The organism is Citreicoccus inhibens (assembly GCF_019039035.1).
GTDB classification, from domain to species: domain Bacteria; phylum Myxococcota; class Myxococcia; order Myxococcales; family Myxococcaceae; genus Citreicoccus; species Citreicoccus inhibens.
This window is the reverse complement of the sequence record NZ_JAHNZT010000003.1, coordinates 221,744-241,467: the sequence shown is the minus strand read 5'-3', so window position 1 is coordinate 241,467 and position 19,724 is coordinate 221,744. Positions and strand designations below refer to the sequence as shown.

The window sequence follows — 19,724 nt, the reverse complement described above, 5'->3', positions numbered from 1 at the left end:
TCAGCGCAGCAGCGCGGCGTCGAAGAAGTCGCGCAGGTGCTTCGCGTACTCGGCCGGCGCCTTCACGGCGTACTCGCCGTGCTTCGCGCCGGGGACGACCCAGTAGGACTTGGGCTCGCACGCCGCCTGGAAAATCGTGTCCTGGAGGAACGCGGGCGCGTAGGGGTCCACGTCGCCGTTGATGAGCAGCAGCGGCCGGCCGCCGAGCTGACACAGGTGCGAGACGGCGTCCACCGCGTCCACGTCCACGCCGGCCCAGCGCATGGTCCACAGCACGGGCTGGGTGCTGAGCGGACCCCAGCGCCCGTAGCTGTAGTGCGCGTCCGCGGTGAGGGAAGGGTACGAGCCCGAGGCCGCCACCGCGCGCAGCCGGGGATCCGCCTCGGCCCCGAGCATGGCCACCGTGCCGCCCATGGAGAAGCCCAGCACGCCCAGCCGCGTCGCCTCCACGTCCGGCCGCTTCGCGAGGAAATCCACCGCGGCCCCCAGGTCCAGGCGCTCGCGGTCGCCCCACGTCACCAGCGCGTCCGCGCTCTCGCCATGCCCACGGAAGTCCAGGAGCAGCACGCCATAGCCCGCGCGCGCCAGGGCCCGGGCCTCGAAGAGCATCTGCTCGCGGTTCTCGCCAAAGCCATGCAGCAGCACCACGGCGGCCCGGTTGCGCGCGCTTTGATACCAGCCGCGCAGCGCCACCCCGTCCGAGGTCCGCAGCGTCACGTCCTCCAGCGACGGGAGGTCCGCGTCCGGCGCCGGCCTGCTCACCGCCTTGCGCGCCGGGTGCATCAGCGACCGGGCCAGCCGCACGTTGCGATAGGGAATGGCGACACCCGCGGCCAGCAACAAGAGGGCCAGCGCGGCGAGGACGAGGCGGAAGGGGGTCGAGTTCTTCAAGGTGGGCGTGGCCTGGACGATATACCCACCTCGCGGCTGGACGGGCTTTGAGCGGTCAGCTCGTTCATGGGGGAGGGCGGGGTAATCAAGACCCCGGGTTGTCTTGGCACGCTGGGGGTGATCCGCTAGCTTGCCCGGCGGTCCTGGGGGGGCGTGCATCCCGAAGTGCTCTTGCCGGACGCAACGACGCGACTCGGAGCTGCGGTGGCCCTGATGCAATTGCGTGTGGACAAGGTGGAGACGGTGGAAGGGCTGCATGCGCTGCGCTCGGACTGGCAGCGGCTGGCGCAAGCCCATGGGGGCGGAGTCCCCTTCACCACCTGGGAGTGGAACGCCACCTGGTGGGCCCACTTCCGCGAGCGCCGCGTGAGCGTGCGCGACGGCCTCTTCGTCCTCGCGCTGCGCGACGCCTCGGGCGCGCTGGTGGCGGTGGCGCCGCTCATGCGCACCGAGCGCCCCGGCATGGGCCCCCTGCGTGCCCGGGTGCTCCAGTTCTTCGGCGCGGACCCCAACGTCACCGAGCTGCGGGGAATCGTGCGCGACCCCGCTCACGAGCGCGAGGTCTACGCCGCCCTGGCGGACTATCTGCGCGAGCACGCGGATGAGTGGGATTGGATGATGTGGAGCGGGCTGCGCATGGACGGGGACGCGGCGCGCGAGCTGGCCGCGCTGGCGCCGCTGTCCGCCACGCGCGAGGTCCCCATGTTCACCTTGCCGTTGGAGGGGAACTGGGAGGCCTTCAAGTCCACCCGCTCGCGCAACATCAAGGAGTCCCTGCGCAAGTGCTACAACTCGCTCAAGCGGGACGGGCACGCGTTCACCTTCGACGTGGCGCGCGAGCGCAACGAGGTGGCCCACGCGCTGGACACCTTGCTGCGCCTGCACCGCGCGCGCTCCACCGCCACGGACACGGTGCAGCACCGGGACGTCTTTGACTCGGTGCAGGCCAGCGGGTTCTTGAAGGAGCTGTGCGACCGGCTCTCCACGCAGGACCGGGTGCGCGTGTTCCAGCTGCGCATCGCCGGCGAGGTGGTGGCCGCGCGGGTGGGCTTCGTGCTGGGGTCCACCCTCTATCTCTACTACTCGGGCTATGACCCGCGCTGGGGCGACTACAGCGTGATGACCACCACGGTGGCCGAGTCGCTCAAGTACGCCTTCGCGGAGGGCTTCCAGGTCGCGAATCTGTCCACCGGCCGGGATGTGTCCAAGACGCGGTGGAGCCCGGACGAGACTGTCTACCACGAGGCGCTGCAACTCTCGCCGGCGCGCCGCGGGCAGATGGCCTTCGCGACGTATCGGCGCGTGCGCGAGATGCTGGATGACGAGCGGGTCCAGGGGTGGGCCCGTCGGTTCCTCGCGCGGCGCGCGGGGACTTGAGCCGAGACTCCGGGAGCGCTCAACGGATGGTGCGACAGCCTGCGCTCAGAGCGGCCGGCAAGCGCCGCATCCTCTTTACCCTGGTGTACCTGGGTCCAGGTGGCATCGAGCGCTCGGTGTGCAACGTGCTCGCGGGGCTCGACCGCGCCCAGTTCGACACCGCGCTCTTCTTCCACCATGGCCCGCCGCCCGAGGGCCACCGCGACCGCATCCCCCAGGACACCCAGGTGTCGTGGGCCACCGAGGGCGCCTACCGGCGCCTCAACCTCCCGCGCTACCTGTGGCGGCTGTTGCAGGAAGCGCGCAAGGCGGACGTCATCGTCGCCGCGCAGGAGGGCCGTGCCACGCTGCTGGCGCGGCTGGCCGGGTGGCTCTTGCGCAAGCCCGTGGTGGGGATGATCCACTTCGACTGGGGCGCCTTTCACCGCGAGCAGCGCAAGCGCCAGCTCTGGGGCCTGCGCGTGCTCTACCCCGGCATGTCCCGCATCGTGTCGTGCGGTCATGACTCGGCTCGCTCTTTCTCCACCCTGGTGCACGTGGACCCGCGCCGCCTCCAGGTCATCCCCAACTTCGTCCACGGCGAGCGGATCCGCGCCGCGGGCGAGGCGCCGCTGCCTGATTGGGCCGTCCCCATCTTCCAGAAGCCGGTGGTCATCGCGGTGGGCAGGCTGGAGCACCAGAAGGCCTTCGACGTGCTCGTGCGCAGCCACGCGCTCGTGCGCAAGGCGGGGGTGGACCACCACCTGCTCATCCTGGGGGTGGGGGCGTTGGGGGACGCGCTCAAGGCCCTGGTGAGGGCGTTGGGGGTGGAGGACTCGGTCTTCATGCCGGGTTTTACGCCCAACCCCCACGCGCTCATGCGCCACGCGACCGTCTTCGCCCTGTCCTCGCGCTTCGAGGGCCTGCCCATGGTGCTCCTGGAGGCCCTGGCGCTGGGCTGTCCCATCGTCAGCACGGACTGCCCCTCGGGCCCGGCCGAGGCGCTGGATGGGGGGCGGGCGGGCCTGCTCGTCCCGGTGGACGCGCCTCAGGCCCTGGCGGACGCGCTGGCGAAGGTGGTGTCGGACCCGGCGCTCCAAGCGGAGCTGGCCTCCCGGGCGCGGCAGCGGGCGGAGGAGCTTTCCGCCGAGCGGGCCCTCAAGACCTGGGATTCCCTGCTGGCCTCCGTGTGAATTCCCAGGCACCCGGGGGGAAGGGGGCCCGGGCGCGACGTGGGACGGACGACGCGGAATGTCAGGAATCCCTTGCGGGGTTGAAGAGGGTTCAACAGGATTCGCCCATCATGACGACGAGCAACGAGACGCAGGCCCGCAACTTCCTCCAGGAGATTGTCGCGGAGGACAAGCAGGCCGGGAAGTACGGCGGTCGGGTTCACACCCGCTTCCCGCCCGAGCCCAATGGCTACCTCCATATCGGCCACGCGAAGTCCATCTGCATCAACTTCGGACTGGCGCAGCAGTATGGCGGCAAGTGCAACCTGCGCCTCGATGACACGAACCCGCTCACCGAGGACACCGACTACGTCGAGTCCATCCAGCGGGACGTGCGGTGGCTCGGCTTCGACTGGGACGACCGCAAGTTCTTCGCGTCCGACTACTTCGAGAAGCTCTACGCGTTCGCCGAGCAGCTCATCCGTCAGGGGCAGGCCTATGTGTGCAGCCTGACCGCGGATGAAATCAGCGAGTGGCGCGGTGACTTCACCACGCCGGGGCGTGACAGCCCGTACCGCAACCGCACGGTGGAGGAGAACCTGGACCTCTTCCGGCGCATGCGCGCGGGCGAGTTCCCGGACGGCAAGCACACCCTGCGGGCGAAGATCGACATGGCGTCGCCGAACCCGGTGCTGCGCGACCCGCCCATCTACCGCATCCGTCACGCGCACCACCACCGCACGGGCGACACGTGGTGCATCTACCCGCTCTACGACTTCGCGCACTGCCTCTCGGACTCCATCGAGGGCATCACCCACTCCATCTGCACGCTGGAGTTCGAGAACCGGCGCCCGCTCTACGATTGGATCGTGGACGCGCTGATCAAGGGTGAGCGCCCGCACCAGTACGAGTTCGCGCGCCTGAAGCTCACCTACACGGTGATGAGCAAGCGCAAGCTGCTCCAGATGGTGAGCGACAAGAGCGTGTCTGGCTGGGATGACCCGCGCATGCTGACCATCAGCGGCCTGCGTCGCCGGGGCTTCACGCCCGAGTCGCTGCGCGACTTCGCCACGCGCATCGGCGTGAGCAAGTCGGACAGCTGGATCGACATGGGCGTGCTCGAGTTGAGCATCCGCGAGGACCTCAACGAGCGAGCCCCGCGCGCCATGGCCGTGCTGCGCCCGCTCAAGGTGGTGGTGACGAACTACCCCGAGGGCCAGACGGAGATGCTGGAGGTCGCCAACCACCCGCAGAAGCCGGAGCTGGGCACGCGGCAGGTCCCGTTCTCGCGCGAGCTGTTCATCGAGGCGGACGACTTCCAGGAAGTCCCCCAGAAGGGCTTCTTCCGGCTGGCGCCGGGCAAGGAGGTGCGCTTGCGCTCGGCGTACTTCATCAAGTGCGAGGAGGTCATCAAGGACGCCGCGGGCAACGTGACGGAGCTGCGCTGCACCTATGACCCGGCCACGCGCGGCGGTGATTCGCCGGAGGGTCGCAAGGTGAAGGGCACGCTGCACTGGGTTCCGGGCACCGCGCCCACCGCCGAGGTGCGCCTGTACGACCGGCTCTTCTCCGTGGAGCACCCGGACAAGGACAAGGACCGCGACTTCAAGGAGTTCCTCAACCCGAACAGCCTGGAGGTCATCACCACGGCGCGCGTCGAGCCGATGCTGGCGCAGGCCGCGCCGGAGTCGCGCTTCCAGTTCGAGCGCCTGGGGTACTTCTACGCGGACCCCAAGGACTCCACCGCGGGCCGGCCCGTCTTCAACCGGACCGTCACGCTGAAGGACTCGTGGACGAAGGAGCAGGCGAAGGGCAAGTAGCCCTCGCACAGGCCCGGGGCGCGCGCGTGCCCCGGGCTCACTTGCGCGCAGGCGCGGTCTCGCGCGTCATCTCCACCATGGTGGGGCGCCAGCCGAGCCGCGCGAACACCTTCTGCGCCGTCTCGTTCTTCGCGGCCGTGGACAGCACGATGCGCGGCGCGCCCAGCGCCGTCAGCTGCTTCACCATCTCCTCCACGAGCAGCCGGGCCGTTCCGGTGCCTCGCGCCGGTTCCTCCACCCAGAGGTCGTGCAGGGCGCCGTGGCGGTCCAGCAGCATGTTCCAGTCCACGCCCTCGACGCGGCCGTAGCAGTAGCCCACGACCGCGCCGTCCAGCTCCGCCACGAGCACCACGGCCTCCTGGGGGCGCTGGGCTTCCTTGCCCAACCACCCGCGATAGCCGGACTCGACGTCGTCGGGGAGCATGAAGCGCTGCGAGTCGAAGTCGTGGTGCTGGCGCGCGAGCGACGCGCCCATGCGGCCCAGGGCGGGCGCGTCGGAGGGGGTCGCGGGACGCACGATGACGGGCATGTGGGGTCCTTTCGGGTTCCTCGCGACGCTGCCACGGAACACCGCGCAGACCCCACTGTCTTGTGCCCTCGCCGTCCTCACCGAGACAGTCCTCGTGAGGAGCGCCGGGGCGCGGCTAGCGCGCGGCGCCGGCCCGAGCGGGCTGCTGCGCGCGGGCCTTCTCCTTGCGGCTGGCGCGCGCCATGTCCAACAGGCCCGCCGCGGCCACCACCGCGAGCGCCGCGCCGCCCAGCGTCACCACGTAGTTGGCCACGCCCGCGCTGCCACACTCCACGCAGGACACGGACGGATCCGAGGGCTGGTAGTGCAGGGTGACCTTCGCGCCCGAGGGGTAGTGCCGGGTGTAGTACTGCGCATCCGCCAGCACGCCCGAGTCATTGCCCCCGAAGGACAAGGTGTCCGAGGTGAACACCTCGGAGCCCACCGCGTAGCGGTAGCGCACCTCGGGGTGGAAGCTCACGGAGCGCTTGCTGCGCAGCGTCTCCACGGTGGAGCTCGTCACGGTGCCCTCCACGCTGGGCCAGCCCGGGCTCACCTGAGACCGGTACACCATGCGCCCGCCCGAGAAGGCCAACCCAGCTCCGAACACCAGCAGCATCAGCCCCATCAGCCACTTCATCATCGTCGGCAGTCCTTGTTGCTCCCAGGTTCCCGGACCCGGGAGACGTATCCCGCAGGTTGTGCAGGCGTCGGGCCAGAGGGAATTCCCCTCGGAGGAACGGGCGCGTGGGGCGGAACGGGCCGGGGCAATGTGCCCCGAATGGGGCAATGTGCCCCAGAGTTCGTGCTCGTCCGGGTTTCCCCTGACAGGGGAGCAGGGCAGACTGCCGGGACTCCATGTCCATCCTCGATCGTGAACTCGAAGTCGCCCGGCGCATCGCCCGTCAGGCGGGAGAGATTCTCCAGCAGGTCTACGCCACGGACTTCTCCGTGCAGGCCAAGGAGGGCGGCGCCGGCCCCGTCACCGTGGCCGATGAGCGCGCCAACGCCTTCATCGTGGGCGAGCTGCGCAAGGCCTTTCCGGGCGACGGCGTGGTCGCGGAGGAGTCCGAGGATGCCTCCGACGCGAAGCGCTTTGACCGCTGCTGGTACGTGGATCCGCTCGACGGCACGCAGGAGTTCGTCAAGCGCAACGGCGAGTTCGCCATCCACATCGGGCTGGCGGTGGCGGGCAAGGCCGCGGTGGGCGTGGTGTACCGGCCCGTGGGCGACACGCTGTTCGCGGGCGTGGTGGGGCAGCAGGGCTTCGTGGAGGACGCGGGCGGCCGCCGTGCCCTGCGCGTCTCGGATGTGGCCGAGCCCTCGGAGATGCGGCTCGTGGTGTCGCGCTCGCACCGCTCGGCGCTGACGGATCAGATCGTCCAGCGGCTGGGCATCACGCGCGAGAAGGAGTCCGGCTCGGTGGGGCTCAAGTGCGGCCTGTTGGCCGAGGCGCACGCGGACCTCTACATCCACGTGAGCGGCAAGAGCTACCGCTGGGACAACTGCGCGCCCGAGGCGGTGCTCCGCTCGGCGGGCGGCATCCTCACGGACCTGGGCGGCGTGGCGTATCGCTATGACGGCTCGGAGCTGCAGAACCACCGGGGGCTGTTGGCGTGCAACGCCGCGGCGTTCCCGCGCGTGCAGCCCGTGGTGGAGCAGTTCGCCCGCGAGGCGGGCATCCTGAAGTAGGGCGTCACGGCGACATCGCGGCCTGGTGCAGCTGGGCGTAGAGGCGCGCCAGGTCCGCGAGTTGATAGTTCGCGTTGAGTCCGCTCGGGTTGGGCAGGGCCCACAGCCGCGTGGTGCCCAGCTTCTCCTCCTGGAGCCCGAGCTTCGCCTTGGGCCGTCCGAACGCGGCGCGGTAGGCGCCCAGGCCCAGCACCGCGAGGAACGTGGGCTTCAGGCGGCGCACCTTGCGCTCCAGCGCGCGCCCGCCCTCCACCAGCTCCTCGGGGGCGAGTTGATCCGCGGACGCGGTGGCGCGGTCCACCACGTTGGTGATGCCGCAGCCCCACTCCAAGAGCAGGCCCTGCTCGGATGGCTGGAGGCGGCGCGGCGTGAAGCCCGAGGCGTGCAGCGTGGGCCAGAAGCGATTGCCCGGCCGCGCGAAGTGGAACCCCACCACGACGGAGTAGAGGCTGGGGTTGATGCCGCAGAAGAGCACGCGCAGCCCCGGAGCGACGAGGTCCGGCATGGCGCTGCCGATGGCGGCGTGCAGTTCGTCCTTCGTGGGGCCGATGGGAGGCATGGGGCGCGTGTCGGGGGGGTGACATCCGAAGCCTATCCCTTCGTGCGCGCGACAGCCTTGGCACGTGCGGCTGGTCGCGAGCGCCACGGTGGGGCAGGCTGGGCTGCGCCCGCTCGGGCCCCGGGGCGTGGAGCGCACGTGGGGGCCTTCTTGGAGGACGTGCGAGATGGCGCACATCGTGACGCTGACCCTGAACCCCGCGGTCGACCTGGCGACGGAGGTGCCGGAGGTCACGCCCGAGCACAAGCTGCGCTGTGGTCCGGTGCGGTACGACCCAGGTGGCGGTGGCATCAACGTGGCGCGCGTGGTGCGCGAGCTGGGCGGCGAGGCCATTGCCCTGTACACGCGGGGCGGTCCCACCGGGCAGCTCCTGGAGCACCTGTTGGAGGAGCGGGGCCTCACGCGCCGCTCCATCCCCATCGCGGCGTACACGCGCGAGAGCTTCACCGTGGCGGAGGCGGGTCGCTCGCGTGAGTTCCGGTTCATCCTGCCGGGGCCCACTCTCACCGAGCGCGAGTGGACCGCGTGCCTGGACGCGGTGGCCCAGGTGAGCGTGGGCGCGTCGTTCATCATCGCCAGCGGCAGCTTGATGCCCGGCGTGCCGGTGGACTTCTACGCGCGGGTGGCGCGGCTGGCCAAGAAGCTGGGGGCCAGGTCGGTGGTGGACACCGCCGGCGAGCCGCTGCGCGCGGCGCTGGAGGAGGGCGTCCATCTGGCCAAGCCCAACCGGCGTGAGCTGCGAGATTTGACGGGCGCGACCTCAGAGGACCTCGTCACGCAAGCCGCCGCCGCGCGCGAGCTGGTGGGCAAGGGGCAGGTCGAGGTGCTGGTGGTGTCGCTGGGCGCGGATGGCGCCATGCTCACCACGCGCACCGCGCAGCTCCACGCGCGGCCCCCGCCGGTGGAGCCGCGCAGCTCGGTGGGCGCCGGTGACAGCTTCCTGGCCGGGATGACGCTGGCGCTGTCTCGCGGACATCCGCCCGAGGAGGCGCTGCGCTGGGGCATCGCGTCGGGCACCGCGGCGCTCCTGTCCGCGGGCACCGACCTCTGCCATCGGGCGGACTTCGATCAGCTGTTGCCTCGGGTTCAGCCAGGGCCGGTGTCTCCGAGCGCGGGCGCGCCCACGTAGCGAGCGAGGAGGGGAGCGCGGGCTCCCCCTTTCTCCGCGACAAGCGGGCGGTGGGCCGGGCAGAGTCGCGCGCGTGTCCGTTCCCTCTCCGTCCGCGTCCCGGCTCGGCCCCTGGCATTGGCTCGCGTTCGCCGTGAGCGTGCTGCCCTTGGTGGCCTATGCGTTCTCCACCCGCCCCGGGGACTTCCCGCTGTACTTCCGGACGGCGCACGCGTTCCTGGAGGGCGCGGTGCCCAACCGCGACTTCCGCTTCGAGTACCCGCCCTACGCGCTGCTCTGGTTCGTGCCCGCCGCGTGGCTGGGCGGTGACTTGAGCGGCTTCATCCTCGCGTTCGGTTTGCAGCTCACGCTCTTCGACGCGTTCATCAAGTGGCTGCTCTTGTCCGAGGGCGTGCGGCGCTGGGGTGCTTCCGCGCGGGCGTGGTTGCCGCTGGGCGCGTACACCGTGGTGAGTTGGATTCAGAGCGTCCACTACCTCAAGCGCTATGACCTCATCCCCGCCGCGCTGACGTTGGGCGCGCTGGTGGCGCTGATGCGCAAGCGCGACGCGTGGGCGGGCGTGGCGCTCTCCGTGGGCATCGTGACGAAGCTGTACCCGGTGGTCCTCGTGCCGTTCGCGCTGGTGCTGTGCTGGCGGCGCGGAGCGTTGAAGCCGCTGGTGGGTGGGCTGGTCGCGGGTGCGCTGCCGCTGGTGCCGCTGAGCGCCGTGTGGCCGTGGTGGAACTTCGCGGCGTTCCACGTCGAGCGCGGGTTGCAGGTGGAGGCCCTGAGCGCGGGGCTCCTGTGGGCCGCGCACTTGTGGGGCCGCGCGCAGGTGGAGTGGGTGCATGCGCCCGCCGCGTTCGAGCTGCATGGCGAGGCCGCCGAGGCCGTGAAGGCCGTGACGCGCTACGTGTGGGTGGCGGGCTCGTTGGCCGCCGCGGCGGTGAGCGTGCGCACCGCGTGGCGTGTGACGCCCCGGCGCATGGAGGACCTGGCCCGGTTGGCGCTGGTGCCGCTCTGCGCGTTCGTCATCCTCAACCCGGTGCTGAGCCCGCAGTACCTCATCTGGCTCACGGGGGCCGCCGCGCTCGCGCTGCTCTCGGGCCCGGTGACGGCGCCCGCGGTGCTGCTCGTGGCCGCGGCCATCACGCGGGGCTTGTGGGCCGGCAGTACCTACGGCAGCGGCCTGGAGTGGCCACACACGGTGCTCCTGCTCGTGCGCAACTTCATGCTGTTGGGCACGGCGGTGGCGTGGACGTGGGAGGTGTGGCGCGCGGCGGGGAGCGACACGTCGGAGGCCGTCGGCGTCAGCGGGGAACCCGCGCTCCCCCCTTCATGACGAGGCGCACCCGCCGCAGCGCGGTGATGTCTTGCGTGGGGTCTCCCTCCACCGCGACGAGGTCCGCGAGCAGGCCGGGCTTCACCTGACCCACGCGGTCCTCCCAGTGGAGCATCCGCGCGTTGGTGGAGGTCGCGGCCTGGAGGGCCTGCGCGGGCGTCATGCCGAATTCGACCATCATCTCCAGCTCGCGCGCGTTGGTGCCGTGCGCGAAGACGCCGGAGTCTCCGCCCGCGCACATGGGCACGCCCGCTTCGAGCGCGGCGCGGAAGCTGGCGCGCTTCTTCTGGAGGGCCGCGGGTTCGGGCTCCACGCCGCGCTTCCATCCGCGGTAGAGCTGCATCGCCTCGGTGGCGGCGAGCGTGGGGCACAGGAACACGCCCCGCTGCGCCATCAGCTTCCATACCTCCGGCGTGCCGTCATCGCCGTGCTCGATGCTCTCCGCGCCCGCGAGCACCGCGCGGCGCATGCCCTCGGCCGTGCCGGCGTGCACCGCCACCGGGCGTCCGCTCGAGCGCGCCGTGTCCACGATGAGGCGCATCTCCTCCAGCGAGAAGGTGGGGCGCGCCTCGCCGTTGGGCCCCCAGCGGTAGTCTCCGTAGACCTTGATCCAATCCGCGCCCATCCCCGCTTGCTTGCGCACCACGCGCGTGAGCGCGTCCACGCCGTCGGCCTCGTCGGCGCCCTGGGGCACGTGCCACTCGGGTGAGAAGCCCTTGGGGCCGTAGCTGCCGGTGGCGACGATGGCCCGCGTGGTGACCACCATGCGCGGCCCCGGGATGATGCCTTGCGCGATGGCCTGCTTGAGGCCCACGTCGGATTCCCCAGCACCCTCGGTCCCCAGGTCGCGCGTCGTCGTGAAGCCCGCCTGGAGCGCCGCGCGCGCGTGCTGGGTGGCCCGCGCCACGCGCAGCGCCGGGGACTCCTTGAGCACCTGGTCGTCCCACGAGGCCTCGTTGTACGGATGGAGGAACAGGTGCGAGTGGCCTTCGATGAGCCCCGGGAGCAGCGTGGTGTTCGGCAGGGAGAGCACCTCCGTGCCCGCGGGCACCGTGAGGCTCTCGGCCGGGCCCGCCGCGACGATGCGCTCCCCCGTCACCAGCACGGCCCAGCCCGCGTGGGGCTTCGCGTCGACACCGTCGAACACCCGGGCAGGGCGCAGCAGGTACGAGCGAGCGGCTGGCTGAGCCTCGGCGAGCGGCACCGCGAGCAAGGCCATGAGGGCAAGGAGAAGGGAGGCGCGCATGGGCGGAGTGGGGAGGAGGGAGGTGCGATGATGGCGCGCGACCACACCGACGGACAAGGTCTCCTCGTGGCTCCGTTCAGCGAGGCTCATGCGAGCGCGGCGGAGGGGCCCGCTCGGGGTTAGAGCAGGGCATGCCCCAGCCTCCGAGAATCAGCGCCCTGCTGCCGGTCGAGGTCGAGCTCCAGAAGGAGCGGGCCTCGGGCCTGCGGCGCACGGGCGACAAGGTGGAGAAGGCCCTGGAGTCGCTGGCGCAGGCGGAGCAGGCTTTGCGGGCCTCGACGGGCGCCGCGCGGGAGGCGTGCCTCGTGCGCTACCGCGAGCGGTATCAGGAGGCCGAGCGCCAACGCTGGAACCTCATGGTGCAGCGCGAGGCGGTGGGCATGCGCAACCACCGCGACCTGGACGTCGTCTATCCCATGCCGCCGAAGTGGCGGGGCTGAGCGCTTCGGTTCGCGCCGGAGGGCCGGCCGAACGTTCAGCGCTTCACGGCGCGCTTCGCCAGGCCGCCACGGCGAACAGGGCCCAGCCCGCGAGGAAGCCCAGGCCGCCCAGCGGGGTGATGGCGCCCAGCCCGCGCACGCCGGTGAGCGCGAGCGCGTAGAGGCTGCCGGAGAACAGCACGATGCCCGCGAGCATCGCGCCGCCCGCGGCGGACAGCAGGGGGCTGGGTCTTGCGAGTCCGAGCAGCCCCACCGCGACCAGCGCGAGCGCGTGGTACATGTGGTAGCGGGCCCCTGTCTCGAAGATGACGAGCAGGTCCTGTGAGAGCCGGGCCTTGAGCGCATGCGCGCCGAAGGCGCCCGCCGCCACGGACAGGAATGCGTTCACCGCCCCAAGGGCCAGCCACCACCGCGTCATCGAGTGCCTTCCTTCGCGTGTCCGACTGCGGCACGCTACACCGCCACAGGTGGAGCGTCCTGGCCGATGTGCACTCCTCCCCAGGTTGCTCCCGTCCCCCGATGACATCCCCCACGCCACGAACGACCGCAGACATCCCCTTCGAGCTTCGCCCGTCTCCCATCCAGGGACTCGGGGCCTTCGCCACGCGCCGCATCCGCAAGGGCGCGCGCATCATCGAGTACATCGGTGAGCGCATCACCCAGGACGAGGCGGACCGCCGCTACGACGACGAGTCCATGGAGCGCCACCACACGTTCCTCTTCAACCTCGACGCCAGGACGGTGCTGGACGCGGGGAAGGTCTTCAACGAGTCGCGCTACATCAACCACTCGTGCGAGCCCAACTGCCAGTCGCTCATCGACAAGAAGCGCATCTACGTCTTCGCGCTGCGCACCCTGGAGCCGGGCGAGGAGCTGACGTACGACTACGCCTACGAGCGCAGTGAGGACATGGGCCCCGATGCCGAGGCCCTCTATGTCTGCCGCTGCGGCGCGGCCACGTGCCGAGGCACCATCCTGGCTCCGCCCGCGAAGGCGCCGGCACGCAAGAAGAAGCCCGCGACGCGCGCGAAGTCGAAGGCGCGTGGCAAGGACTCGGGCGTGAAGGCGAAGGCGGGTGGCCAGGACACGCGCGCGAAGAAGACGCAGGCGAAGCGGCCGTCGTCGGCGGGGCGCAAGTCGTCCAAGAAGTCGGCGGGACGCGGGCGTCGCGTCAGCGGCTGAAGTCCGCGTGGTGGGAGGAAGACCCGTGAATGACATCCTGCGCTTCCTGCTCACCCAGCCCTGCGAGCCTCCCGCCCTCGACGGCGTGGAGGCCTGGTGGCAGCGCCATCGCGCGCTGCTGCCGCGCTTCCCCGATGCGGCGGACCTGGCCCTCGCGGGAGGCTTCGGCGCGGATCGCCTCGGCTATGCGTTCGCGTCGGGCTATCACGCCGCGCATCGCCGCTTGTTCCCACAGCTCCCAGCGGAGCGCCCCACCGCGCTCTGCGCCACCGAGCCCGGGGGCGCGCACCCCAGCGCCATCCAGACGCGGCTCGTCGCTGACGGCGAGGGCTGGCGGCTGGACGGCGAGAAGACCTTCGTCACGCTCGGGACGCGCGCGGAGCTGCTGCTCGTGGTGGCCACCGAGGGACAGGACGCGCAAGGCCGCAACCGGCTGCGCCTGGTGGCGGTGGAGGCGCGGGCTCCTGGTGTCCAGGTCGAAGCCCTGCCCGAGCTGCCCTTCGTGCCGGAGATTCCCCACGCGGGGCTGCGGCTGGACCGCGTGCAGGTGTCCGCCGCGGACGTGCTGCCCGGAGATGGGTATGCCCGCTACCTCAAGCCGTTCCGCACCGTGGAGGACTGTCACATCCAGCTCGCGCTCGTGGGCTGGATGCTCCAACTGGGGCGGCGTCACGGGTGGCCGGAGCGTGTGCGCGAGGAGCTGCTGGCCCTCGCGGTGATGCTGCGAGGTGTTTCCCGCGCGGACCCATCGGCGCCCGAGACCCACGTGGCGCTGGGGGGCGCGCTGGAGCTGGTGCGCCGCGCGCTGACGAGCGCCGAGCCCGAGTGGGCGCGGGTGGATGCCCTCACGCGCGAGCGCTGGGAGCGGGATCGGCGGCTGCTCGACGTGGCCGGGAAGGTGCGCGCCAAGCGCCTCATCGCGGCGCGCCAGCGGCTGACGGGCGCCGGGGCATCGTCGGACGAATGAACGAAGGGCCGCGCCCCCTTCGCGGAGGACGCGGCCCTCGAGGCACGGCGCGCGAGGCGCGGAGCTAGTAGCGACCGCCGCCGAGCGCCGAGACCAGCGCGGACAGGACGCGGTTCTCCACGCCCCAGACGGCCTTGTTGACGCCCTTGACGCCGGCGCCGCGCAGGTAATCGGTGAAGTCGTGCAGCGCGGTGGAGCGCTGCATGCGCTCGGTCTTCGCGGCGTACAGGATGGGCGTGTTGGGCGCGCCCGTCAGGCCCAGGTCGGGACAGGCCTCGGAGAGCTCCTTGGGGTCCACGCCCGTGGCGGCGGACAGCATGGCCACGGTGAACTTGTGCACGGGCAGGTCGCGCGCGTTCGGGACCTTCTCCAGCACCTTGGCGCGGTCCTCGGGAGACGTGGCGAGCTGCTCCAGCTTCACCTGCGTCATCGCGATCAACTGCTCGTTGGTGATGTGCTTGTTGTCGAGGATGGCGCGGCTGAAGAGGCTCGTCGGCGTGTCACCCTTGATGGTGATGTTGGTGCCCTCCATCCGCGTCAGCATCTGCTGGATGGCCTTGCCCACCTCGGTGTCCGGCCCACCGCGCCACGCGCCCGCCGTGGGCTGAGGTGCGGCCGCCGCGCGCGCGGGCGTGGCGGACTCGAAGCTGCTCTCCTTCACGCGCGAGGCAGCGCTCGTCTGGGCGGCCGCTGCCGTCTGCGCGGAGGACTGAGGCGCGGCGGTGCGCGCGGGGGACGGCGGGATGAGGTTGGGGCGGGGGCGAATGGAGGTCATGCGGGGCGGCTCTCCGTACAGGGATTCCGGAATAAGACATTATCGACGGGGAATGCATGGAGTTGCGCCGGATATCAGGCGGCGCGTGCGTTCCACTCCGTGCTGGGTATGGTGCGCGCATGCCCCAGCCCTTTCCCTCCGAGTTCGCTGATCTCCTCACCCCCAAGGGCCGCCGCATCCTGGAGGGGAAGGACCGCGATGTCCGGGGTGTACTGCTCGACCCGGCTCGGCCCTTCGTGTCACTCCAAGGTGTCCTCGACGCGGGGAAGGCCACCCGTTGCCGCGATGCGTTGGACACGGCGATGCGCGACACGTTGGTGCTGATGGAGGACCCCATCCCCGAGGACTCCATCCTGGGGATGGTGGAGAACTACGAGGAGCGGCTGCCCAAGACGGTGCGGGTGCGCACGGCGCTGATGGAGAACCGCCGCTCGCGCTCGTGGCGCGCGGCGGAGGCGGTGGGGCTCACGGCGATGATGCGCTCGGACACCTACGCGGCCTTCGCGGCGGTGGTGAGCGGGCGGGCGCTGAGCCGCCCCTGGGGCATCCAGGTGCTGTGCTACAGCCCTGGGGATTACAGCGGGCCGCACAACGATCATCACCCCGAGGAGCCCGAGGCCCGCGACGGCTATGTGGACATGCACATCAGCCTGACGCTGCCCGGCGTGGATCATCAGTACCTCGTCTACGCCCAGGACGGGCACTTCTCCGAGATGACGCGGGTGAGCACCGTGGGCGGCATCACGGTGTACCGGCTGCCCTTCTGGCACTACACCACGCCGCTGTTGGCGCGCCGGGGGAAGGAGGCGGACGCGCGGCGCTGGGTGCTGCTGGGCACCTTCCTGGACGCGGCGCCCGGTGCGCGTGCCTCCAAGGTGATCCAGCCAGCAGGGGCCGGGACGCCTGCCGGGGGGGCGTCGGTTGGGAGTGGCGCAGGGGCCGGACGGGGTTAGCGTGGGACGCCCATGAGCCCCACCGATACCGACGCCCTGGCCACCGACCTGCTGCAGTACATTGACGCCTCCCCCACGCCGTACCACGCCGTGCGCGAGACGGCGCGCCGCCTCACCGCGGCCGGCTACCGCCCGCTGGACGAGCGAGAGAGCTGGTCGCTCAAGGCCGGCGACCGCTTCTTCGTGGTGCGTGGAGACACCAGCATCGCCGCCTTCCACGTGGGCTCGCGTCCGGTGGATCAGGTCGGCTTCCGGCTGGTGGGCGCGCACACGGACTCACCCAACCTGCGGCTGAAGCCGAACGCGCAGGTGTCGCGCCACGGCTATCAGCAGCTCGGCGTGGAGATCTACGGCGGCGTGCTGTTGCACACGTGGACGGACCGCGACCTGTCGCTGGCCGGGCGCGTGGTCGTCCTGGAGAACGGACGTCCGCGGCACCACCTGGTGGACTTCCGCCGCCCGCTCTTGCGCGTGCCCAACCTGGCCATCCACCTGAACCGGGGCGTCAACACGGACGGGCTCAAGCTCAACGCGCAGGATCACATGGTGCCGGTGCTGGGCCTGGAGCGCGCGGGCGAAGTGGAGCTGCGCGGCCTGCTCACCGAGGAGCTGGCGCGGGCCGGGGTGAAGGCGAGCGGCGACGACGTGCTCGGCTATGACCTGTGCCTGTACGACGTGCAGCCCTCCACGCGCTCGGGCGCGCACGGTGAGTTCCTCCATGCGGCGCGCCTGGACAACCTGGCGAGCTGCCACGCGAGCCTGTCCGCGCTCCTGGCGGACTCGGGCCCGCGTGAGGCCACGTGCGGCGTGGTCCTGTATGACCACGAGGAGTGCGGCAGCCGGAGCGCGCAGGGCGCGGCGTCTCCGTTCCTGAAGGATGTGCTGGAGCGCATCGTGCTCTCGCACTCGGATGGGAAGGCGGACGCGCTGCACCGGGCCCTCCGTCACTCGTTCCTGGTGAGCGCGGACATGGCGCACGCGGTGCACCCCAACTACGCCTCGCTGCACGAGCCCAAGCACCATCCGCTCTTGGGGGGCGGGCCGGTCATCAAGTCCAACGTGAACCAGTCCTACGCGACGGACGGCGAGTCGTGGGCGCACTTCGCGGCGCTGTGCCGCGAGGCGGGCGTGAAGCCCCAGCACTTCGTCACGCGCACGGACCTGGGCTGCGGCAGCACCATCGGGCCCATCACCGCGGGGCAGCTGGGCATCCGCACGGTGGACGTGGGCAACCCCATGCTGTCCATGCACTCCATCCGCGAGATGGCGGCGGCTTCGGACGTGCACGCGATGGTGGCCGTGCTGCGGCGCTTGTTCGCGTGAGTCGCTGAAAAATGACGAGGCGGGCACCGGCTGATTGGCCGGGCCCGCCTCGGGGAACTACGACTCGAAGACTAGTTCACGCCGACCGCGGTCCAGGCGTCCTTCACCTTCTGGACCTCGGTGGAGTTCGCGCCGTACAGGTCCGTGGCCGCCTTCACCGTGGCCTCGCGGGCCTGGGCGAAGGTGGTCTTCGGGGTCATGTAGGTGGTCAGCGCGCGGCCGAAGACCTTGAGGCCCTTCTCCATGCCGATGCCGTCCTTCACTTCCAGGCCGGACGTGCGGTTCTTGCCGCCCTCGACGAGCAGGTAGAAGGCGTTGTTGGCGATACCGCTGGAGCCGTGCACCTCCGTCTGCTTCGGGTAGTTCTTGTAGTTGTCGATCGAGTACCCGTCCTTGGTCGGGTCGTTCATGTAGCGCAGGCCGTCGTTCGGGTCGCCGTTGTTCGGCGTCCAGGCAGCCTCGCCCACCGTCCAGTTGGACTTCACGCCCGGGTTCTTCTGCGCGGCGTACCACTCCACGCCCGTGCCCATGATGTCGCTCATGGCCTCGTTCAGGCCTCCGGACTCGCCGCTGTACACCAGGCCGGCGGTGCGCTCCGTCAGGCCGTGGGTGATCTCGTGGCCAGCGATGTCGAGCGTGGTGAGCGGGCCGGCATCCTTGCCGTCGCCGTCGCCGTAGCTCATCTTCTCGCCGTCCCAGTACGCGTTCACGTAGTTGTTGCTCACGTGGACGTACGAGTTCAGCTGCTCACCCGCGCCGTCGATCGAGTCGCGGCCGAGGATGTTCTTGTAGAAGTCGTACGTCATCTCGGCGCCGTAGTGGGCGTCGACAGCGGCCTTGGCGCGCGTGGGGTCCGTGGTCTCGCCCCAGACGTCGTTGCCGTCCACGAACTTGGTCTGACCGGAGGCGCGCTCCTTGTTGCCGGCGTCGTAGGTCGAGATGCCCTTGCCGCGGGTCTTGTCCTCGAGGCTGTAGGTGCCGTCCGCGTTCTTCGTGGTCTGCAGGTCGACCTTGCCGCTGTACATCGTGGTGTCGTCGGCCTTGCCCGTGCCGCCCGGGGTGCCCGGGTCCGTCGGGGTGGTGGAGGGCTTCTTGCCCGTGGCCGTCAGGCTCCACTTGTTGAGCGTGCCCGTGTCGCGCTTGGCCTTGTCCTCGACCGTCAGCGTCCACTCGCCCTTGGTCTTCTCACCCGTGAAGGCGGTCAGGTCGAAGTCCTGCTTGACGTTGTCCGCGCTGCCACCCGAGCGGTTGAGCACCGTGGCGGACTTGCCCGAGGGGCTGGTCAGCGTGATGGTCAGGTCGCCGCGGTAGGTGTGGTTGATGTCCAGCGACAGCTTGAGCTTGTCGATGGAGACATCGTCCGTCAGGGTCACCTTGGAGGAGACCTTGCCCATGTCCGGGATGGCCGCCTTGGGGGCCGCCGAACCGCTCACCTGCACCGGCGTGGTGGACGGATCCGTGGTGCCCGCCGCCTTCGCCTTGGTCGAGCGCGAGAAGCCGTCGATCTGGTTGAAGCTCTCGAAGACCTTCCCGGTGTTCGCGTCCACCAGGTAGTTCATCTTGCGGGGGTCCTTCTGACCCTCGACCTGGGTGATCTCCACGCGGTAGGCGGAGTGATACTCGCCAGCCTTGTCCTGGTAGATCACGCGCTCAGCGGCCGGCTGCTTGTCCGGCTTGGCGCCGAAGTCCTTGCGAGCGACCTCGATGGCCTGCTGCGGCGACAGCGCGGGCTTCTGGCTGCCCAGACCGGCGGGGATGGGGTTCTGGTTGCCGGTGACGCTGGAGACCTTCCCGTCCTTGTCCAGGTGCGAGATGAGCTGCTCGCCGAAGACCTTCACGCCCTCGTGCATGCGGTCCAGGCGGACGTGGGTCATGCCCAGCTCGTCGCGGTCCACGCTCTTGGGGGCCAGCGTGGCGCCGGAGCGGTTGGCCAGCAGCGTCTGCGCGGTCTGCGGCGGGGTCAGGTAGGCCAGCGACGTCTGGATGGCCGACTGGGCCTCCTTGCTGTCCAGGGCGAGCCGGCCCGCCTTGGGCTGCGTGGTCAGCGGCGTCAGGGTCTGCTCGGCGCGCGCCAGCTCCGACGGGCGCGTGGAGGCGCTGAACCCGTCCTTGGTCACCATCGGCTTCGCCGCGGGCTTCGCGGTGTTCGTGGCCTTGGCGTCAGCGGCGGTGGTGGGGCGGATGGTCGGCTGCTTCGGGCTGTCGGTTCGGCGGATGGACATGGGGAACGCTCGCGACGGCAGGGTGAATGTAGAGTTATCGAGACAGCGGTCCGCGAGTTTCCACCGGATTGACAAAAGAATCAGGGGAGTCGTGCGATTCCAGTGAAGCTGTTGCGAATTTGCGGCTTATTCCTGAATTAAGGGGGATTTGGGGCCCTGGCGCGGCGG

19 protein-coding genes are annotated in these 19,724 nt (G+C 70.6%); 11 read left to right on the top strand and 8 right to left on the bottom strand.

Annotation, left to right across the window (positions count from 1 at the left end; genetic code table 11):
• Nucleotides 1–891: an alpha/beta hydrolase gene (locus KRR26_RS05620; RefSeq protein WP_233576540.1), complete on the bottom strand. Its 891-nt coding sequence runs from the start codon at nucleotides 889–891 to the stop codon at nucleotides 1–3.
• Nucleotides 892–1,104: 213 nt separating this feature from the next.
• On the opposite strand from KRR26_RS05620, the gene KRR26_RS05615 reads away from it, so the two are divergent.
• The 3 genes from KRR26_RS05615 to KRR26_RS05605 all read left to right on the top strand — a co-directional run bounded on the left by KRR26_RS05615 (nucleotide 1,105) and on the right by KRR26_RS05605 (nucleotide 5,239).
• Nucleotides 1,105–2,268: a GNAT family N-acetyltransferase gene (locus KRR26_RS05615; RefSeq protein WP_147422848.1), complete on the top strand. Its 1,164-nt coding sequence runs from the start codon at nucleotides 1,105–1,107 to the stop codon at nucleotides 2,266–2,268.
• A 26-nt stretch (nucleotides 2,269–2,294) separates the two neighbouring features.
• Nucleotides 2,295–3,440, top strand: a complete 1,146-nt coding sequence (locus KRR26_RS05610; protein WP_120201533.1) for a glycosyltransferase — start codon at nucleotides 2,295–2,297, stop codon at nucleotides 3,438–3,440.
• A 110-nt stretch (nucleotides 3,441–3,550) separates the two neighbouring features.
• The gene (locus KRR26_RS05605; protein WP_217079280.1) at nucleotides 3,551–5,239 is read left to right on the top strand and encodes a glutamine--tRNA ligase/YqeY domain fusion protein; all 1,689 of its coding nucleotides are present in this window, start codon (nucleotides 3,551–3,553) and stop codon (nucleotides 5,237–5,239) included.
• 37 nt (nucleotides 5,240–5,276) lie between these two features.
• Here KRR26_RS05605 and KRR26_RS05600 read toward each other — a convergent pair whose 3' ends face one another.
• Complete coding sequence (locus KRR26_RS05600) at nucleotides 5,277–5,768, bottom strand: GNAT family N-acetyltransferase (protein WP_120201530.1); 492 nt, start codon at nucleotides 5,766–5,768, stop codon at nucleotides 5,277–5,279.
• Between the two features lie 115 nt (nucleotides 5,769–5,883).
• Nucleotides 5,884–6,390, bottom strand: coding sequence for a DUF3592 domain-containing protein (locus tag KRR26_RS05595; protein WP_120201528.1), 507 nt, complete (start codon nucleotides 6,388–6,390; stop codon nucleotides 5,884–5,886).
• 215 nt (nucleotides 6,391–6,605) lie between these two features.
• On the opposite strand from KRR26_RS05595, the gene KRR26_RS05590 reads away from it, so the two are divergent.
• Nucleotides 6,606–7,439: a 3'(2'),5'-bisphosphate nucleotidase CysQ family protein gene (locus tag KRR26_RS05590; protein WP_120201526.1), complete on the top strand. Its 834-nt coding sequence runs from the start codon at nucleotides 6,606–6,608 to the stop codon at nucleotides 7,437–7,439.
• A gap of 4 nt (nucleotides 7,440–7,443) precedes the next feature.
• On the opposite strand, the gene mug is transcribed toward KRR26_RS05590, so the two are convergent.
• Nucleotides 7,444–7,998, bottom strand: a complete 555-nt coding sequence (mug, locus tag KRR26_RS05585) for a G/U mismatch-specific DNA glycosylase (protein WP_321202739.1) — start codon at nucleotides 7,996–7,998, stop codon at nucleotides 7,444–7,446.
• Between the two features lie 166 nt (nucleotides 7,999–8,164).
• Here mug and KRR26_RS05580 point away from each other — a divergent pair, with 166 nt between their 5' ends.
• Together KRR26_RS05580 and KRR26_RS05575 are read left to right on the top strand one after the other, a co-directional pair.
• Nucleotides 8,165–9,127: a 1-phosphofructokinase family hexose kinase gene (locus tag KRR26_RS05580; RefSeq protein WP_120201524.1), complete on the top strand. Its 963-nt coding sequence runs from the start codon at nucleotides 8,165–8,167 to the stop codon at nucleotides 9,125–9,127.
• 73 nt (nucleotides 9,128–9,200) lie between these two features.
• Complete coding sequence (locus KRR26_RS05575) at nucleotides 9,201–10,448, top strand: glycosyltransferase 87 family protein (RefSeq protein WP_217079279.1); 1,248 nt, start codon at nucleotides 9,201–9,203, stop codon at nucleotides 10,446–10,448.
• Here KRR26_RS05575 and KRR26_RS05570 read toward each other — a convergent pair.
• The gene (locus tag KRR26_RS05570) at nucleotides 10,417–11,694 is read right to left on the bottom strand and encodes a metal-dependent hydrolase family protein (protein ID WP_120202294.1); all 1,278 of its coding nucleotides are present in this window, start codon (nucleotides 11,692–11,694) and stop codon (nucleotides 10,417–10,419) included. The genes KRR26_RS05575 and KRR26_RS05570 overlap by 32 nt on opposite strands.
• 131 nt (nucleotides 11,695–11,825) lie before the next feature.
• On the opposite strand from KRR26_RS05570, the gene KRR26_RS05565 reads away from it, so the two are divergent.
• Nucleotides 11,826–12,134: a hypothetical protein gene (locus KRR26_RS05565; RefSeq protein ID WP_217079278.1), complete on the top strand. Its 309-nt coding sequence runs from the start codon at nucleotides 11,826–11,828 to the stop codon at nucleotides 12,132–12,134.
• 43 nt (nucleotides 12,135–12,177) lie between these two features.
• Here KRR26_RS05565 and KRR26_RS05560 read toward each other — a convergent pair whose 3' ends face one another.
• Nucleotides 12,178–12,552, bottom strand: coding sequence for a DUF423 domain-containing protein (locus KRR26_RS05560; RefSeq protein ID WP_120201517.1), 375 nt, complete (start codon nucleotides 12,550–12,552; stop codon nucleotides 12,178–12,180).
• A 101-nt stretch (nucleotides 12,553–12,653) separates the two neighbouring features.
• On the opposite strand from KRR26_RS05560, the gene KRR26_RS05555 reads away from it, so the two are divergent.
• Nucleotides 12,654–13,316: an SET domain-containing protein gene (locus tag KRR26_RS05555; protein ID WP_217079277.1), complete on the top strand. Its 663-nt coding sequence runs from the start codon at nucleotides 12,654–12,656 to the stop codon at nucleotides 13,314–13,316.
• 25 nt (nucleotides 13,317–13,341) lie between these two features.
• Nucleotides 13,342–14,283, top strand: coding sequence for an acyl-CoA dehydrogenase family protein (locus KRR26_RS05550; protein ID WP_217079276.1), 942 nt, complete (start codon nucleotides 13,342–13,344; stop codon nucleotides 14,281–14,283).
• 64 nt (nucleotides 14,284–14,347) lie between these two features.
• On the opposite strand, the gene KRR26_RS05545 is transcribed toward KRR26_RS05550, so the two are convergent.
• Complete coding sequence (locus KRR26_RS05545; protein ID WP_217079275.1) at nucleotides 14,348–15,058, bottom strand: hypothetical protein; 711 nt, start codon at nucleotides 15,056–15,058, stop codon at nucleotides 14,348–14,350.
• Between the two features lie 119 nt (nucleotides 15,059–15,177).
• On the opposite strand from KRR26_RS05545, the gene KRR26_RS05540 reads away from it, so the two are divergent.
• Both KRR26_RS05540 and KRR26_RS05535 read left to right on the top strand, forming a co-directional pair.
• A complete protein-coding gene (locus KRR26_RS05540; protein WP_120201509.1) occupies nucleotides 15,178–16,011 on the top strand; it encodes a hypothetical protein in 834 nt (277 codons plus the stop codon).
• Nucleotides 16,012–16,023: 12 nt separating this feature from the next.
• Nucleotides 16,024–17,334 (top strand): M18 family aminopeptidase, encoded by a 1,311-nt coding sequence (locus KRR26_RS05535; RefSeq protein WP_120201507.1) that lies wholly within the window; start codon nucleotides 16,024–16,026, stop codon nucleotides 17,332–17,334.
• 71 nt (nucleotides 17,335–17,405) lie between these two features.
• Here KRR26_RS05535 and KRR26_RS05530 read toward each other — a convergent pair whose 3' ends face one another.
• Entirely contained in the window at nucleotides 17,406–19,556 is a 2,151-nt protein-coding gene (locus KRR26_RS05530) for a M4 family metallopeptidase (RefSeq protein WP_120201505.1), read from the bottom strand.
• Nucleotides 19,557–19,724 lie beyond the last annotated feature (168 nt).

Bases quoted from the DNA above. Each gene is read 5' to 3' on its own strand.
- KRR26_RS05615 (WP_147422848.1), top strand. From the start codon at position 1,105: ATGCAATTGCGTGTGGACAAGGTGGAGACGGTGGAAGGGCTGCATGCG.
- KRR26_RS05610 (WP_120201533.1), top strand. From the start codon at position 2,295: ATGGTGCGACAGCCTGCGCTCAGAGCGGCCGGCAAGCGCCGCATCCTC.
- KRR26_RS05605 (WP_217079280.1), top strand. From the start codon at position 3,551: ATGACGACGAGCAACGAGACGCAGGCCCGCAACTTCCTCCAGGAGATT.
- KRR26_RS05600 (WP_120201530.1), bottom strand. From the start codon at position 5,768: ATGCCCGTCATCGTGCGTCCCGCGACCCCCTCCGACGCGCCCGCCCTG.
- KRR26_RS05595 (WP_120201528.1), bottom strand. From the start codon at position 6,390: ATGATGAAGTGGCTGATGGGGCTGATGCTGCTGGTGTTCGGAGCTGGG.
- KRR26_RS05590 (WP_120201526.1), top strand. From the start codon at position 6,606: ATGTCCATCCTCGATCGTGAACTCGAAGTCGCCCGGCGCATCGCCCGT.
- mug (WP_321202739.1), bottom strand. From the start codon at position 7,998: ATGCCTCCCATCGGCCCCACGAAGGACGAACTGCACGCCGCCATCGGC.
- KRR26_RS05580 (WP_120201524.1), top strand. From the start codon at position 8,165: ATGGCGCACATCGTGACGCTGACCCTGAACCCCGCGGTCGACCTGGCG.
- KRR26_RS05570 (WP_120202294.1), bottom strand. From the start codon at position 11,694: ATGCGCGCCTCCCTTCTCCTTGCCCTCATGGCCTTGCTCGCGGTGCCG.
- KRR26_RS05565 (WP_217079278.1), top strand. From the start codon at position 11,826: ATGCCCCAGCCTCCGAGAATCAGCGCCCTGCTGCCGGTCGAGGTCGAG.
- KRR26_RS05560 (WP_120201517.1), bottom strand. From the start codon at position 12,552: ATGACGCGGTGGTGGCTGGCCCTTGGGGCGGTGAACGCATTCCTGTCC.
- KRR26_RS05555 (WP_217079277.1), top strand. From the start codon at position 12,654: ATGACATCCCCCACGCCACGAACGACCGCAGACATCCCCTTCGAGCTT.
- KRR26_RS05545 (WP_217079275.1), bottom strand. From the start codon at position 15,058: ATGACCTCCATTCGCCCCCGCCCCAACCTCATCCCGCCGTCCCCCGCG.
- KRR26_RS05540 (WP_120201509.1), top strand. From the start codon at position 15,178: ATGCCCCAGCCCTTTCCCTCCGAGTTCGCTGATCTCCTCACCCCCAAG.
- KRR26_RS05535 (WP_120201507.1), top strand. From the start codon at position 16,024: ATGAGCCCCACCGATACCGACGCCCTGGCCACCGACCTGCTGCAGTAC.
- KRR26_RS05530 (WP_120201505.1), bottom strand. From the start codon at position 19,556: ATGTCCATCCGCCGAACCGACAGCCCGAAGCAGCCGACCATCCGCCCC.